We start from the raw sequence: 14400 nt of genomic DNA on the forward strand, positions 1-14400 counted from the left end.
GCGCGCCCCATCAGCCCCTGTGGGCGCGCCCGTTGCCCGCGTCTTCCTCAATCACGACGATCGTTGGAGACACCGCTTCATGAAGTACCGCCGCGCCACCCTGGCCGTCCTGTCCTGCATCGCCTTGTTCGGCGCCGCCGCCTACAGCAGCGCCCAAGGCAACCAGCTCTACACCGTGGTTGACGGCAACAAGGTCGATCCGCAAACCATGAAGGGCTTTCGCACCTGGCGCGCCGCCGCCTGCGACCGCTGCCACGGCCCCAACCAGGAGGGCATGGTCGGCCCCTCGCTGATCGAAAGCCTCAAACGGCTGAGCAAGGACGAGTTCGTCACCACCGTCACCAAGGGCCGCCTTGAGAAGGGCATGCCCTCCTTCGGCGAGAACAAGACCGTGGTCGACAACATCGACCAGCTCTACGCCTACCTCAAGGGCCGTTCGGACGGGGCCATCACCTCGGCCAAGGTCCAGGAGATGCCGTGATGCGCGCCGCCGCCATCCCGCGCCCGGGCCGGCGCGGACCTGTCGCGGCGCTGCTCCTGGGTGCGCTGGCCCTGCTGGCCGCGCTGCCCGCCTCGGCCCAGGACGAGCAGCCGCCGCGCAAGGCCCTCAAGGTTTGCCAGGACCCGCACAACCTGCCCTTCTCCAGCGCCCAGGGCAACGGCATAGAAAACCGCATCGCCGAGCTGTTCGCCCAGGACCTGGGCCTGCCGCTGCAGTACTACGACTTCCCCAACCGCCTGGCCTTCATACGCAACACGCTGCGCTACAAGCTCCCCGGCGAGGACTGGCGCTGCGACGTGGTGCTGGGCGTGCCGGAAGGCTTCGACCAGGTCTCCGTCACCAAGCCCTACTACCGCTCCACCTACGCGCTGGTGTTCCCGCAAGGCAAGGGCCTGGACAACGTGCGCTCGGCCGAGGACTTCCTCAAGCTCGACCCGGCCGTGCTGGCGAAGCTGCGCATCGGCGTGCACGACCGCTCGCCCGCGGGCAAGTGGCTGGCGCAGCACCAGCTGGTGGACCGCGCCGTGGTCTATCCCATGATGACGCCCGAGACCGACCGCGACCCCGGCCAGCCCGTGGAGGCGGATTTGGCCGCGGGCAAGATCGACGCCGCCATCCTCTGGGGCCCCATGGCCGGCTTCGCGGCCAAGCGCCAGCCGCAGGCCAGGCTGGCGGTGGTGCCGCTGGCCTCCGAGCCGGGCGTGCGCTTCGACTACGCCATGGCCATGGGCGTGCGCTACGGCGAGCCGCAATGGAAGACCCAGATCGAAAGCCTGATCGAGCGCCGCCGTCCGGAGATCAACGCCATCCTGCGCGACTTCGGCGTGCCCTTGCTGGAGACCGCCGGCGCTTCCGGCCGTGCGGCGTCCAGGGATTGAGGTGGACGTGGCGCGCGCGCCCTCGCCGCGGCACCGCAGCCTCATGGGCTCGGCCTTGCTGGCGGCCTGCCTGCTGAGCACCAGCAGCGCCCACGCGGAGCTGGACCGCCGCTCCCTCATCCTCCTGGGCCGCAGCGTGCTGCGCGTGGAAGCCGAGGGCGAAGGCGGGCGGCTGCAGCTCGGCTCCGGCGTGGTCATCGGCAAGGAGCGCGTGGTGACCAACTGCCACGTCACGCGCAACGCCAGCAGCATCTCGGTGGTGCAGGCCGGCTCGCGCTGGACGGTGCAGGCGCAGTCCATGGACGCCGAGCGCGACCTGTGCATCCTGCAGGTGCCCGGGCTGCCCAGCACGCCCGTGGCGCTGGGCCGCGCCGCCTCGCTGCGCGAGGGCCAGGAGCTGGCCGCCCTGGGCTACACCGGCGGGCCGGCGCTGCAGATCAGCGGCGGCAGCGTCGTGGCCCTGCACCACCTCAATGGCCAGCTCGTCATCCAGTGCAGCAACGGCTTCACGTCCGGCGCCAGCGGCGGGGGCCTCTTCGACCGCGACGGGCGGCTGGTGGGCATCCTCACCTTCCGCCTGCCCGGCGGGCGCACCCACTACTACGCCGTGCCGGCCGAATGGCTGCTGGACACGCTGGAGCAGCGCCTGCGCTTTGCCGAGGTGCGTCCGCACGGCGGCCTGGGTTTCTGGGAGCGGCCCATGGCGGCGCAGCCGCTGTTCCTGCAGGCCGCCTCGCTGGAGCGCGCCGGCCAGTGGCAGGCGCTGCTGCAGCTGGCCGAGCGCTGGATGCGCGAGGACGCCGCCGACCCCGAGCCGCTGTACCTGCGCGCCCTGGCCCAGGAGCGCCTGGGCCGCGACGCCGCCGCCGTGCAGAGCTGGCGCCGCAGCCTGGACGTGGACCCCGGCTACAGCCGCAGTTGGGCGGGCCTGGCCCAGCTCTACCACCGCACCGGCCAGGCCGCGCAGGCGCAGCAGGCCATAGAAACGCTCACCGCGCTCAATCCCGGCCTCGCGCTGGAAGTGTCGGACCGGCTGCGCGCCGATCCGGCCGAACCACAGGATTCCTCACACCCATGATCCTCCGCCACCTCATCCGGCCCCCGGCCGCCGCGGCCGCCGCGGCCGCCGCGGCCGCCGCGCTGGTTGCCGCGCTGCTGGGGGCCGTCGCCACGGTCCCCGCCGCTGCCGCCGAGGAGGAGCCGCGTGTTGCCGGCAGCGGCGCCATCTCCGCCGCCGAGCAGCAGATCTTCATGGCGCCGCACCTGCAGGGCCTCAAGCCCGGCACCGTGCTGCGCTACGCCTTCGTCCATGCCGGCTCGCTGGAAGGCGGCTACGGCGGCCCCGTGGAGCTGCGCCTGTCGGCCGGCCCCGGCGGGCGCTGCTGCAACGTCAGCGCGCCCGCCTTTCCCGAGGCGCAAGGCGCGCGCGAGCTGCCCGCGGTGGAGGGCGCCACCTCCAACCCCGTGATCCTGTATTTCCTAGAGCACGACCTGCGCGAGATGCAGCGCCTCACCCGCGGCCAGGTGAACCACTTTCGCCGCCGCATCCGCGTGGCCCTGGCCGAGGACGCGCGCAGCGACGACACCCGCGTGCGCTGGCAAGGCCGGGAAATGGCCGCCCGGCGGGTGCTCATCAGCCCCTACCTCGACGACCCCATGCGCAACCGCTTCGAGCAGTACGCCGCCAAGCGCTACGAGTTCGTCCTGGCCGACGTGCCCGGCGGCGTGGTGCAGTTGCGCACCGTGCTGGCCGGCGAGCGCCCCGACGCCGCCCCGCTGCTCGAAGAAACCCTCACCCTGGAAGGCGCCGAGCTGGGCGCCGCGAAACCATGACCCTGCACCTGCCCGCCTGCCTGCCTGCCCGTGCCCTGCTGCGCCGTGCGCTGGTGCCGGCGCTGCTGGCCGCCGCCTCGCCCTGGGCCGCGGCTTTCGATTACCCCACCGCCGCGCGCGTGGAGTACGTGCAGAGCTGCATGAGGGAGCATCCCGGCACCTACTACGAGATGCTCAACAAGTGCTCGTGCGCGCTGGACCACCTGGCCGAGAAGATCCCCTACGACGACTTCGTGTCCATGAGCACCGCCACCAACGCCAACAGCATTGCCGGCGAGCGCGGCAACGCCATACGCGACAGCGAGCCGCTGCAAAAGCAGATCCGCGAGTTCCGCAAGCTGCAGTCCACGGCCCGCGAGGGCTGCTTCATCCCGCCCACGGCGGCGAGGTGAGGACAGCGTTGTTGTTCTGGAAAAAATAGCGTGCCCCGTCAGCCCTTTGGCACGGCCGCTTCGCATCCTCATCCGTCATACCCGCGAAAGCGGGTATCCACGCTTGCCGGGGTGCTGGCGCGCCGGCGTTGGCGCTGGGTGATGCCATTCGAAGGCCCTACCTCGGCGCTCGTGGATGCCCGCTTTCGCGGGCATGACGAAATAGGGGGCGTACCGCCTCGGCTCGCGGGATGCCGAGGGCGTATCCCTCACATCCCGTACTTCGGATTGCCCTGCCGCTTCTGCGCCATGTCGTTGACCAGGAAACGCACGGCGCGCTCCCAGGACTGGTCGTTGTTGCCGCGCATGTCCACCGACTTGGACAGCACCACGCGGCCGCGGCGCACGTCGTGCACCTCGATGTTGAGGTTCAGGATCAGCTCGCTGACCTTCTGCACCCAGCCCGTGATGGCGTAGTCGGTATCGAGCTGGCGGCCGATCTGGCGCGCGCAGTCCTCGCAGCGGTGCATGTACTCCTGCTCGTTGCGCAGCTTGTCCAGCAGCGCCTGCGCGTTCTCCAGCGGGACGATGCGGTACAGCCCCTGCGCCTGCAACGCCTGCTGCAACTGCACGTGCGCCCGCCGCAGCCGCGCCCCGAGCTGGGCCTGGTTGTCGCCCGCGGTGTTGGGGTGGTCGTCCAGCAGGTCGAAGTCCAGCACCACCGCGCTGGGCACGCTCGCCTGGCTCCACGCCGGCCGTGCGGCCGCGGCACCGGCCAGAGACCATGCCAGCAGCCGGCGGCGGGACAGTTTGCTTGGCGTTCGGTACATCTCGTGGACCGGGCGGCGTCAGCGCCGGCGCAGCTTGCGGTAGATGGTGTTGCGGCTGATGCCCAGCCGCTTGGACGCCAGCGAGATGTTGCCGTCGAGCTCCTGCACCACGCGCAGGATGGTCTGCATCTCCAGCTCCTCCAGCGTGGCGCCGGCATCCGCCGCTTCGCCTGAAGGCGGCAAGGCCGCCGCCGGCGCCTCAACCGAAGCGGGCGCGGCCGGCGTGCCTGCGCCACCGCGCCGCCGTCCCATCGAGCGCTGCACGTCCTCCAGAAAATCGTCGGGCAAGTGCGCGCGCGTGATCGTGGGCTCGTCGCCGGCCATGGCCGCCGCGGCGCGCAGCACGTTGACGAGCTGGCGCACGTTGCCCGGCCAGTGGTAGGCCTGCAGCAGTTGCGCCACGTCGGCGTCCAGCGTGGGCGCGCGCAGCGGGCAGCGGCTGCGCAGGATCCGCGTCGCCAGCGCCATCAGGTCGCTGCGCTCGCGCAGCGGCGGCAGCCGCACCGACAGCCCGTTGAGCCGGTAATACAAGTCCTCGCGGAAAGCCTGCCGCTCCACCAGCTCGCGCAGGTCGCTGTGCGTGGCGCTGACCACGGCCACGTCGGCCGGCACGGGGCGCGTGCCGCCCAAGGGCATGACCTCGCCCTCCTGCAGCACGCGCAGCAGCCGCGCCTGCAGCCCCGCGGGCATGTCGCCCACCTCGTCCAGGAACAGCGTGCCGCCATGCGCCTGCAGGATGCGCCCCACCGCGCCGCCGCGCCGCCCGCCGCTCAGCGCGCCTTCCTCGTAGCCGAACAGCTCGGCTTCGATCAGCGACTCCGGGATGCTGGCGCAGTTCACCGCCACGAAGGGCTGGCGCGCACGCGCGGACTCCTGGTGCAGCGCGCGCGCCAGCACCTCCTTGCCGCTGCCCGTCTCGCCCAGGATGAGCACGGCAATGTCGCGGTCCATCACGCGGCGCAGCTTGGCCACCACGCTGTCGAGCTGCGCGTCGCCGGTCTGCAGCCACGACAGGTCGCTGGGCAGCTCGCCCTCGGCCGCCGGGCGGGCGCGCGGCGCCGTGCCGGACAGCAGCACCGCCGGTGACGCGGGCGCTCGCACCGGCAGCGGTGCGGCCTCGCGCAGGCAGGCCAGCACCTCGCCGCCCAGTGCCGCCACGCCTGCGGCCATGTCCGCCGCGATGGCCAGGCCCGCCTCGCCCGCCGCCTCGGCCGGCTGCGCCGCCGCGTCGCCGTCCTCCGGCTGGAGGCGGGCGCCCTGGCGCACCAGCGGCCAGTTCATCTGCAGCCGCGCATGCAGCTGCAGCCCGTTGGACAGGTTGAGCGCGAAGGGGCCGGCCGCGGCGCTGCGCGCCTGGTCCACCAGTTGCGCCAGGCCCAGGCCGAACAGCGACTCCAGGCTGTTCATGCGCAGCCCCGCCGGGCTCAGCCCAAGCAGGTCCAGCGCGCTGCGGTTGGCGCCCAGCAGCCGGCCGTCCTCGCCCACGGCCAGGATGCCGCCCATGAGCGTGTCTATGAACTCCACGCGGCTGTGAAAGTGCAGCCGCAGCGCATGCTGGCAGTCGTCGGTGAGCCAGTGGTTCTCGATCATGCGCGCCGACATCTTCACCAGGCCCAGCGTGTGCGCGTGGTAGGAGCGGTGGTCGCCCGTCACGTCCAGCACGCCCAGCAGGTTGCCGCGCGGGTCGAAGATGGGCGCGGCCGAGCAGGTGAGGAAATCGTTGGCGTACATGAAGTGCTCGTCGGCATGGACGAACACCGGCTCCTCCGTCACCAGCGCCGTGCCCATGCCGTTGGTGCCCTTGCTGGCCTCGGCCCAATTGACGCCCGGCGCCAGCGCCACCTTGGCCGTGCGCTCCAGCAAGTCGGCATGGCCCACCGAGTGCAGCACCGTGCCCTGCGTGTCGGCCAGCACCACCATGCTCTTGCTGACGATGATCTGCTCCAGCAGCAGCTCCATCACCGGCGCGGCATGGACGAACAGCCGCCGGTTGCGCTCGTGCGCCTGCGCCAGGTCCGCGCGCGGCAGCGGCGTGTAGTCGCCATGGCCTATGCGCGTGAGGCCCAACGCCGCGCAGCGTTCGTGCGACTTGCGTATCGCCTCGACGTGGGCCGGGTCGGTGGGCAGCAGCACGCTCGTGGCCGAGTGCCCAAAGCCAAGCTCGCGCTTGCGGCCGGCTGTGGAGCCATCGGAAGGACGGGTCGTGAGCATGAACTTCCTTTCACTCCGCCCGCGGGCGGTCGTCTCCTCTGGGTTTTCTTACAGCCGCGCGCAGCATACCCGCGCGGCGCGCCGTGACACTGTGTACTGAATCCAGGGCAGCAGAAGGGTTGCCGGGCATCTCGGCTTGCAACAAGCACGCCATGCCAAGCCGTGGAACAAGCCTTGCAGATAGGCAAGCCCCTGCCAGCGTCAATCCATGGCCATGAGCTTTGTTCCTGCCGTACCCATTGCGCCTTCGGTCCCGTCCTCGATTCCGCCCACGAGCCCGACCGCCGTCCAATTCCGCGACCGCGTGCGCGTGAGCACGCCGGGCCGGCTGCACCTGGGCTTCCTGGACCCGGGCGCTTCCCTGGGCCGGCGCTTCGGCAGCCTGGGCCTGGTGGTGGACGGGCCGCACACCGCGCTGGAGCTGGCCTTCGCCGGCCGCCCGCACATCGAAGCCGCCCCGGGGCTGGATGCGGCCGAGGTGGAGCGGGCCGCCGCCCACCTCGCGGCCCTGCAGGCGCACACCGGCCTGTCGCGTCCGCTGCACCTGCGCCTGCTGGAGCTGCTGCCTCCCCATGCCGGCCTGGGGTCCGGCACCCAGCTCGCCCTGGCGGTGGGCATGGCCTTCACGCGGCTGCAGGGCTTGCCGCTGGACGCGGCCCAGGTGGCGGCCCTGTTGGGCCGCGGCCTGCGCTCCGGCGTGGGCATCGCCGGCTTCGAGCGCGGCGGGCTGCTGCTGGACGGCGGCCCGCAGGCCGACGGCCGCCCGGCACGCGTCACCTCGCACCTGGACTTTCCTCAGCACTGGCGCGTGCTGCTGGTGCTGGACCCGTCGCGCCGCGGGCTCTCCGGCGCCCAGGAGCGCCAGGCCCTGGCGCAACTGCCGCCCTTCCCGCGCGAGTACGCGGCCGAGCTGTGCCACCGCGTGCTCATGCAAATCCTGCCCGGCGCCGCGGGGGCCGATTTCCCCACCTTCGCCGAAGGCCTCAACCGCATGCAGGCGCTCCTGGGCGGCTACTTCGCGCCCGCGCAGGGCGGCCTGTCCTACACCAGCCCCGCGGTGGACGCCTTCATGCGCTGGGCCGGCCGCCACGGCGACACCGCCGTGGGCCAGAGCTCCTGGGGGCCGACCGCCTTTGCCGTGCTGCCCTCGCAGGAGGCCGCCGATGCCCTGCTGCGCGCCGCCCACGCGGCCGGCGCCGTGGCGCCGGGGCTGCGGCTGCTCACCGTGCAGGGCCGCAACCGCGGCGCCGACATCCAGTTCCTGGCGGCCGCACCGGCCGCCGCCTGCGCCTGACGGCGCACCACCTCCCGCAGCAAGCCACGCCACATGGACCGTCCCTACATCCTGCACATGCTCACGCCCGGACCGTGGATGAGCCCCTTCGACGTCAACATGGCCGCCGACGCCGGCTACCAGGTCATCGTCCCCTACTGCGGCGTGGACGTGGCCGCCACGCCCAACCTCACGCAGGACGCCATCTTTTCCCGCGGGCCGAAGGGCGTGTCGCGCACCGGCCTCTTCATCGGCGGGCGCGACGTGACCCAGGCCGTGGACATGCTCGACGCCGCCCGCAAGGCCATGGTCCCGCCCTTCGTGGTGTCCGTCATGGCCGACCCCAGCGGCGCCTTCACCACCGCCGCGGCCATGCTGGCTTGCGTGCGCGGGCAGCTCCGCAAGGCGCACGGCACGGACCTCGACGGCCGCCGCGTGCTGGTGCTGGGCGGCACGGGCCCGGTGGGCCGCATCGTCGCGGTGCTGGCCGCGCGCGCCGGCGCGCAGGTGCGCATCGCCAGCCACAAGGGCCAGCAGGTGGCAAACGAGACGGCCCGCGCCGTGAGCGAGCGCTTCGGCGCCGCCGTGGCGGGCGCTTCCAGCGCCGACGCCGCCGCGCTGCGCGAGGCCCTGGCCGACACCGACGTGGTGCTGGCCACCGCCGCCGCCGGCGTGCAGGTGCTCTCGGCCGAAGATCTCGCGGCGGCGGGCCAGAAGCTGCTGGTGGCCGCCGACGTGAATGCCGTGCCCCCCGAGGGCATCGCCGGCGTGGGCGTGATGGACGACGGCAAGCCCGTGGCGGGCACCCAGGCCGTGGGCATAGGGGCCCTGGCCGTGGGCAATGTGAAATACCAGGTGCAGCACCAGTTGCTGCAGCGCATGCGCAATGCCGAGAAGCCGCTGGCGCTGAGCTTCGATGACGCCTTCGCCCTGGCCTGCGAGCTGCGTGCCGGCTGAAGGCCCGGCGGGGCGGCCGCTGCTGCTGGCCGCGGGGGTGTCCGTGCGCCAGCTCGCGCAGGCCGCCGCCCGCGAGGGTTTCGGCCTCGTCGCCCTGGACGCCTTCGGCGACGCCGACACCCGCGCCGCGGCCTGCCGCTGGCAGCGCTGGCGCGACTTCGACGCCGCCACGCTGCTGGCCGCGCTGGACGAGGCCGCCCGCGCCGGCGCCTGCGGCTGGATCGCCGCCAGCGGCTTCGAAGCCCACCCGGACCTGCTGGAGGCCGCCGCGCAGCGCCTGCCGCTGCTGGGCACGCCGCCCGCGGCCTGGAGACGCCTGCGCGACCCGCGCCGCTTCTTCCCGCTGCTCGATGCGCTGGGCCTGCCGCACCCGCCCACGCGCTGGGGCCAGGCCCCCACGGACCTCCAGGGCTGGCTGCTCAAGGACGGCGGCGCCTGCGGCGGCCGGCACGTGCAGCCCGCCCGCGGCGCCGCGGCCACCCGGCGGGCCTTGCCGTACTGGCAACGCCGGATGGCCGGCACCCCCATGGCCGCCGCCTTCGTCGCCGACGGCCGCCGCGCGCGGCTGCTGGGCGTGCACGAGCAGCTCGTGGGCCTGGCCCAAGCGCCGTTTGCCTGGCGGGGGGCCGTGGGACCGCTGACCATGCCGCCCAAGGTCTCGACGCACATTGACACGGCCTTGCAACAACTCGTCCCCGCCTGCGGCCTGCGCGGCCTGGGCAGCCTGGACTTCCTGCTGGGCGCCGACGGCACCATCGCGCTGCTGGAAGTGAACCCCCGGCCCGGCGGCACGCTGCAGCTCTACGCGGCGCAGTCGCCGCTTGGGCTGCACCTGCGCGCCTGCAGTGGTGTGCCGTGGGCGGTACAGCCTGTGCCACAAGCGGTCTGCGGCGTGGAGACCGTGTTCGCGCCGCGCACGCTGCACCTGGGCCCGCACGCCCTGCGCCGCCTGGCGCGCCGGCCCTGGGTGCACGACCGGCCGGGCCAGGCCTGTTCTCTTCAAGCGATGGAGCCGCTGTGCTCCCTCAGCGCCCAAGGCGCCACGGCCGCCGAGGTGCGCGCCCAACTGCAGCGGCGCCACGCCGAGCTGCTCGAACTTCTGGAGGCTGAATCCCATGAGCACATGGAATGATCCCTTGAGCGTCAACCGCCTGGCGCAGCCGCTGCTGCAGCGCCTGCTGGACGACGCTTCCCAACTGCGCGTGAGCGTGCAGCGCGACGAGTTCGGCGTGCAAATCGTCGATGCCGGCCTGGAGGCCCCCGGCAGCGTGGAGGCGGGCCTGGCCATCGCCCGCATCTGCTTGGGCGGCCTGGGCGACGTGCACCTGCGCTCATCCACCGAGGACGGCTGGCCGACCTGGGTGGAAGTGCACAGCGCCCAACCCGTGCTGGCCTGCCTGGCCAGCCAGTACGCTGGCTGGAGCCTCTCCGCCACCAAGGAGGAGACCGGCGGAAAGAAATTCTTCTCGCTGGGCTCCGGCCCCGCGCGCGCCCTGGCCGGCCGCGAGACGCTGTTCGAGGAGCTGGGCTACCGCGACCGCGCCGACACCGGCTGCCTGGTGATGGAGGTGGACCGCCTGCCCCCGCCCGTGGTGGTGGAAAAGGTGCTGCGCGACTGCGCGCTGCCGCCGCAGGGCCTGACCCTCATCGTCACGCCCACGGCCAGCCTGGCCGGCACCACGCAGGTCGTGGCCCGCGTGCTGGAAGTGGCCCTGCACAAGGCCCACGAGCTGGGCTTCAACTTGCAGGACATCGTCAGCGGCAGCGCCTGCGCACCGCTGCCGGCGCCGGGCGCCGACGGGCTGCAGGCCATGGGGCGCACCAACGACGCCATCCTCTACGGCGGGCGCGTGCACTTGGTCGTGAAGGGCGAGCTGGCCGACGCGCAGCGCCTGGCGCAGCAGCTGCCGTCCAAGAACTCGGCCGACCACGGCCGCAGCTTCGCGGACATTTTTAAAGACGCGGGCTACGACTTCTACAAGATAGACGGCGCCCTCTTCGCCCCGGCGGTGGCCTGGGTGACGCATCAACCATCCGGGCGCACCTGGCAGGCCGGCGGCACCAGCATGGCGCTGCTGCGCGGGCTGTGGCTGGAGATGGCGTGATGGCCCACGGCGGCCTGCAGGGCCTGCGCGTCGCGGTGATGAGCGACGAGTCCGGCTGGCACGTGCGCCGCCTGCGCCGCGCGCTGCTTGCGCGCGGCGCTGCGCTGGTGCGCTGCCTGGACCTGGCGCAATGCGGCGTGGCCACCGGCGCCTCGCGCCACGGCCTGGTGCTGCCGGGTTTTGGGAAAGAGCTGCCGGACGCGGTGATCGTGCGCGGCGTGGCCACCGGCAGCTTCGAGCAGGTCACCAAGCGGCTGACCGTGCTGCATGCGCTCACCGCGCTGGGCGTGCCCGTCTACAACGAGGCCCGCGCCATAGAGCGCAGCGTGGACAAGGCCATGACCAGCCTGCTGCTGCGCGCAGCGGGCATCGCCTCGCCGCCGGCCTGGACCACCGAGTGCCCCGCGCAGGCGCAGCGCGTCGTGCTGCGCGAAGCCGCCGCCGGCCACGCGCTGGTGCTCAAGCCGCTGTTCGGCTCGCAGGGCAAGGGGCTGCAGCTCGTGGGGCACGTGGACGGCCGCTTCGTCCCGCTGCCCTCGCTGGACGCCTACGGCGGCCTGGCCTACCTGCAACGGTACGTGCCGCCCGTGTCGGCGCCCGGCTTCGACTGGCGCGTGCTGGTCATCGGCGGCCGCGCCGTCGCCGCCATGCGCCGCGTGAGCAGCCACTGGGTGCACAACGTCGCCCAGGGCGCGCGCTGCGAGGCGGCCGAGCTCACGGCCGACCTCGCACGCCCCGCCGAGCGCGCCGCGCAGGCGCTTGGGCTGGACTACGCGGGCGTGGACCTCATTCCCACGCCGGACGGCCCACAGGTGCTCGAAGTCAACGGCGTGGCCGCCTGGCAGGGGCTGCAGCGCGTGACGCCGTTCGACATCGCGCAGGCCCTGGTGGACGACTTGCTGGACCGCAAGCTCGCGGCGGCGCGGGGGCGGCTCAGTGCCTGAGCCCGCCGTGAGGGCCCACGACGCAGGCGTCGCGGCCCTGGCCCGCGGCCGCGACGCCTTCCTGGCCGCCTGCCGGCTGGACGTGGAGGTGGAAAAGCCGGGCAACGTCAGCCTCCATTCGCCCGGCCACGGCATGGTGGCCCGCCAGTTCCTGGACAGCGCCGAGGCCGCGCAGGCGGGCCTCTTCGCGCCCGGCCTGGGCGTTGGGCCGCGCATCGAAGCCGCCATGCGCGCCACGCTGGCCGTGGCCGGCTGCAACACCAACCTGGGCATCGTGCTGCTGTGCGCGCCCATCGCGGCGGCGCTGGAGCGCTGTCCCCAGGCGCTCCAGGCGTGTGGGCCTCAAGCCCTGCGCGGGGCCGTGCAGGCCGTGCTCGACGCCTTGGACGTGGGGGACGCGGCGTGCGCCTTCCGCGCCATTGCCGCCACCAACCCCGGCGGCCTGGGGCGGTCCGGCGAGCAGGACGTGCGCGAGGCGCCCACCGTCGGCCTGCGGGAGGCCATGGCGCTGGCCGCGCACCGCGACAGCATCGCGCGCCAGTACGCCAGCGGCTATGCCGACCTCTTCGACGTGGGCCTGCCCGCGTTTCGCGCCGGCGCCACGCCGCAGGAGGGCCTGCTGCGCGCGTGGCTGGCCTTTCTCGCGCGCCGGGCCGATTCACACATTGTGCGAAAGCAGGGCGAGGCGGTGGCACAAACTGTCCTGAAGCAGGCGGAAGGGTTCCAGGCCCGCATGGAGGCGTCCGGCCCGGCGGCATTGGACAAGGCGTTGCGGGAGTGGGACGAATCGCTCAAGTCCCGGGGCATCAACCCCGGCACCACGGCCGATCTGGCCGTGGCCACGGCGATGCTGGCGCTGCTGGCCCCGCGTGGCACGGAACGTGATTGAAAGCCGCAAGCGCCGCAGCCGCGGCGTGGCTCGCGAAACTCATACGGAGACTGACCCATGGCAAAGATCGACCGCATGCTCGTCGGCGAATCACTGGTTGGGGAGGGCAATGAAGTCGCCCACATCGATCTGATCATCGGCCCGCGCGGCAGCCCTGCCGAGACCGCCTTCGCCAACGCCCTGGTGAACAACAAGGAAGGTTTCACGTCGCTGCTGGCCGTGGTGGCGCCCAACCTGATGGCCAAGCCCGCCACCGTGATGTTCAACAAGGTCACCATCAAGGGTGCCAAGCAGGCCGTGCAGATGTTCGGCCCGGCCCAGCGCGGCGTGGCCATGGCCGTGGCCGACAGCGTGGAAGACGGCACCATTCCGGCCGATGAGGCCGACAACCTCTTCATCTGCGTCGGCGTGTTCATCCACTGGCAGGCCGAGGACGACAAGAAGATCCAGGACTACAACTACCAGGCCGTGCGCGAGTCCATCGCCCGCGCCGTGCGCAACGAACCCAGCGCGCAGGACGTGGTGTCCAAGAAGGGCACCGCCATGCACCCGTTCCAGGCCCAGGGCTGATCCCCCTTCCCTGGCCGCCGCCCCCGGACGGCGGCTGGGGGGCCCAACCTCATAACGACAAGGCCCGCGGCGCTTGCACAAGCGCCGCGGGCTTTTTCAATGCGTGCCGTCAGTCGCGGTGTCCGCTTCCTACCCCGTCATGCCCGCGAAAGCGGGCATCCACGACAGCCGAGGTGTGGCCTTCGAACCGCTTTGCAGCAGGCCACCGTTTCCAGGCTGCCGTGTCAGTGCCCGTGGATGCCCGCTTTCGCGGGCATGACGGGTCGAAGTGCGGAGCACTTCTGCTGCCGAGGAAGCGCTCACCCCTTCGGCACCATCCCCTCGCCCATGAGCGACAGCACCCGCGCCGCCGGCCGCGAGCGCGCGGCGACGGTGACGGCCTCGAAATCCGCCCGCCGGCGCTCGATCACGACGCCCACGGCCGCCAAATCCTCGAACTTGCGCGGCTTGGCCAGCCCGACGCGCACCCAGTGGGCGCCGAACTCGCACACCGTGATGCGCGCGATCTCCTCGGCCAGCGCCTCCAGCAACTGCACCTTGTGCTCGGCAAAGAGCCGGTGCAGCCGCTCGCGCAGCACGGCGTAGTCGATGGTGTCGCCGATGCGGTCGCTGTCGCACGCAGCTGCGCGCGGCAGCCCGGCGGCCAGGTCCACGCGCACGGGCTGCGGGTCGTGCAGCTCGGTGTGGTGGATGCCGATGACCGTCGCAATGGTCAGCCCCTCGATGAACACCAGGTCCAGCGCGGCACCCGTGGTGTCGCTTTGCGGCAGGGAAGACAGGGGCATGAGGGCGGACATCTGAAAAGCCTCCAGGCGGATTGCGGACGGCGCCGGCTCCGCAAGTTGTGCGCCAACGGCCTGTCCGGTGCGAGCGAACGGCGTGCCGGACACGATCGGTGACGCTTTCGGCCAAGAACGCTTCGCCTCCCTGCCGGTGTCACGTTCTGACGCAGTCAGACTCGCGACCGCGGGCAATTCCGGACAGCGCCACCCCCGGGCGTGCGGCCCACAATGCGCCCCGGAGTCACCGCCCTTCCC

15 protein-coding genes are annotated in these 14400 nt (G+C 72.5%); 12 read left to right on the forward strand and 3 right to left on the reverse strand.

All coding sequences use genetic code 11. The annotated features are described in order from the left end of the window. The first annotated feature begins 79 nt into the window (after window positions 1–79). Genes ALA01S_RS01925 through ALA01S_RS01945 form a run of 5 tightly spaced genes read left to right on the forward strand, consistent with a single transcriptional unit; the run spans window position 80 to window position 3605 of the window. Window positions 80–481 carry a c-type cytochrome gene (locus ALA01S_RS01925; protein WP_066331285.1) on the forward strand — a complete coding sequence of 134 codons (402 nt, stop codon included), beginning with the start codon at window positions 80–82 and terminating at the stop codon, window positions 479–481. Then, the gene (locus ALA01S_RS01930; RefSeq protein ID WP_066331287.1) at window positions 481–1380 is read left to right on the forward strand and encodes a quinoprotein dehydrogenase-associated putative ABC transporter substrate-binding protein; all 900 of its coding nucleotides are present in this window, start codon (window positions 481–483) and stop codon (window positions 1378–1380) included. Before ALA01S_RS01925 ends, ALA01S_RS01930 begins: the two co-directional genes overlap by 1 nt. After that, a complete protein-coding gene (locus ALA01S_RS01935; RefSeq protein WP_157118701.1) occupies window positions 1361–2458 on the forward strand; it encodes a trypsin-like peptidase domain-containing protein in 1098 nt (365 codons plus the stop codon). Before ALA01S_RS01930 ends, ALA01S_RS01935 begins: the two co-directional genes overlap by 20 nt. Continuing rightward, a complete protein-coding gene (locus tag ALA01S_RS01940; protein WP_066331293.1) occupies window positions 2455–3213 on the forward strand; it encodes a hypothetical protein in 759 nt (252 codons plus the stop codon). The genes ALA01S_RS01935 and ALA01S_RS01940 overlap by 4 nt, the downstream gene beginning before the upstream one ends. Continuing rightward, window positions 3210–3605 carry a hypothetical protein gene (locus tag ALA01S_RS01945; protein WP_174548600.1) on the forward strand — a complete coding sequence of 132 codons (396 nt, stop codon included), beginning with the start codon at window positions 3210–3212 and terminating at the stop codon, window positions 3603–3605. The genes ALA01S_RS01940 and ALA01S_RS01945 overlap by 4 nt, the downstream gene beginning before the upstream one ends. Window positions 3606–3853: 248 nt before the next feature. On the opposite strand, the gene ALA01S_RS01950 is transcribed toward ALA01S_RS01945, so the two are convergent. Both ALA01S_RS01950 and ALA01S_RS01955 read right to left on the reverse strand, forming a co-directional pair. After that, window positions 3854–4318, reverse strand: coding sequence for a DUF3280 domain-containing protein (locus ALA01S_RS01950; RefSeq protein WP_066331296.1), 465 nt, complete (start codon window positions 4316–4318; stop codon window positions 3854–3856). A 114-nt stretch (window positions 4319–4432) separates the two neighbouring features. Beyond that, window positions 4433–6625, reverse strand: coding sequence for a sigma-54-dependent Fis family transcriptional regulator (locus ALA01S_RS01955; RefSeq protein WP_066331298.1), 2193 nt, complete (start codon window positions 6623–6625; stop codon window positions 4433–4435). Window positions 6626–6839: 214 nt separating this feature from the next. Here ALA01S_RS01955 and ALA01S_RS01960 point away from each other — a divergent pair, with 214 nt between their 5' ends. Genes ALA01S_RS01960 through fae form a run of 7 tightly spaced genes read left to right on the forward strand, consistent with a single transcriptional unit; the run spans window position 6840 to window position 13363 of the window. After that, window positions 6840–7919: a beta-ribofuranosylaminobenzene 5'-phosphate synthase family protein gene (locus ALA01S_RS01960; protein WP_084267140.1), complete on the forward strand. Its 1080-nt coding sequence runs from the start codon at window positions 6840–6842 to the stop codon at window positions 7917–7919. A gap of 33 nt (window positions 7920–7952) precedes the next feature. Beyond that, entirely contained in the window at window positions 7953–8855 is a 903-nt protein-coding gene (locus ALA01S_RS01965; RefSeq protein WP_066331301.1) for an NAD(P)-dependent methylenetetrahydromethanopterin dehydrogenase, read from the forward strand. Further along, window positions 8815–9987, forward strand: a complete 1173-nt coding sequence (locus ALA01S_RS01970; RefSeq protein ID WP_066331303.1) for an ATP-grasp domain-containing protein — start codon at window positions 8815–8817, stop codon at window positions 9985–9987. The genes ALA01S_RS01965 and ALA01S_RS01970 overlap by 41 nt, the downstream gene beginning before the upstream one ends. Beyond that, window positions 9971–10960: a methenyltetrahydromethanopterin cyclohydrolase gene (mch, locus tag ALA01S_RS01975; RefSeq protein WP_066331305.1), complete on the forward strand. Its 990-nt coding sequence runs from the start codon at window positions 9971–9973 to the stop codon at window positions 10958–10960. The genes ALA01S_RS01970 and mch overlap by 17 nt, the downstream gene beginning before the upstream one ends. After that, window positions 10960–11904 (forward strand): ATP-grasp domain-containing protein, encoded by a 945-nt coding sequence (locus ALA01S_RS01980; RefSeq protein ID WP_066331324.1) that lies wholly within the window; start codon window positions 10960–10962, stop codon window positions 11902–11904. The genes mch and ALA01S_RS01980 overlap by 1 nt, the downstream gene beginning before the upstream one ends. A gap of 7 nt (window positions 11905–11911) precedes the next feature. Continuing rightward, entirely contained in the window at window positions 11912–12793 is an 882-nt protein-coding gene (locus ALA01S_RS01985) for a triphosphoribosyl-dephospho-CoA synthase (RefSeq protein WP_238455663.1), read from the forward strand. 57 nt (window positions 12794–12850) lie between these two features. Beyond that, on the forward strand, window positions 12851–13363 hold the full coding sequence (gene fae, locus ALA01S_RS01990; protein WP_066331325.1) for a formaldehyde-activating enzyme: 513 nt from the start codon (window positions 12851–12853) through the stop codon (window positions 13361–13363). A 299-nt stretch (window positions 13364–13662) separates the two neighbouring features. On the opposite strand, the gene ALA01S_RS01995 is transcribed toward fae, so the two are convergent. Further along, window positions 13663–14148 carry a dihydroneopterin aldolase gene (locus ALA01S_RS01995; RefSeq protein ID WP_084267141.1) on the reverse strand — a complete coding sequence of 162 codons (486 nt, stop codon included), beginning with the start codon at window positions 14146–14148 and terminating at the stop codon, window positions 13663–13665. Between the last annotated feature and the right edge of the window lie 252 nt (window positions 14149–14400).

Origin of the sequence: Azohydromonas lata NBRC 102462, from assembly GCF_001571085.1 — a bacterium.
Lineage (GTDB): Bacteria > Pseudomonadota > Gammaproteobacteria > Burkholderiales > Burkholderiaceae_C > Azohydromonas > Azohydromonas lata.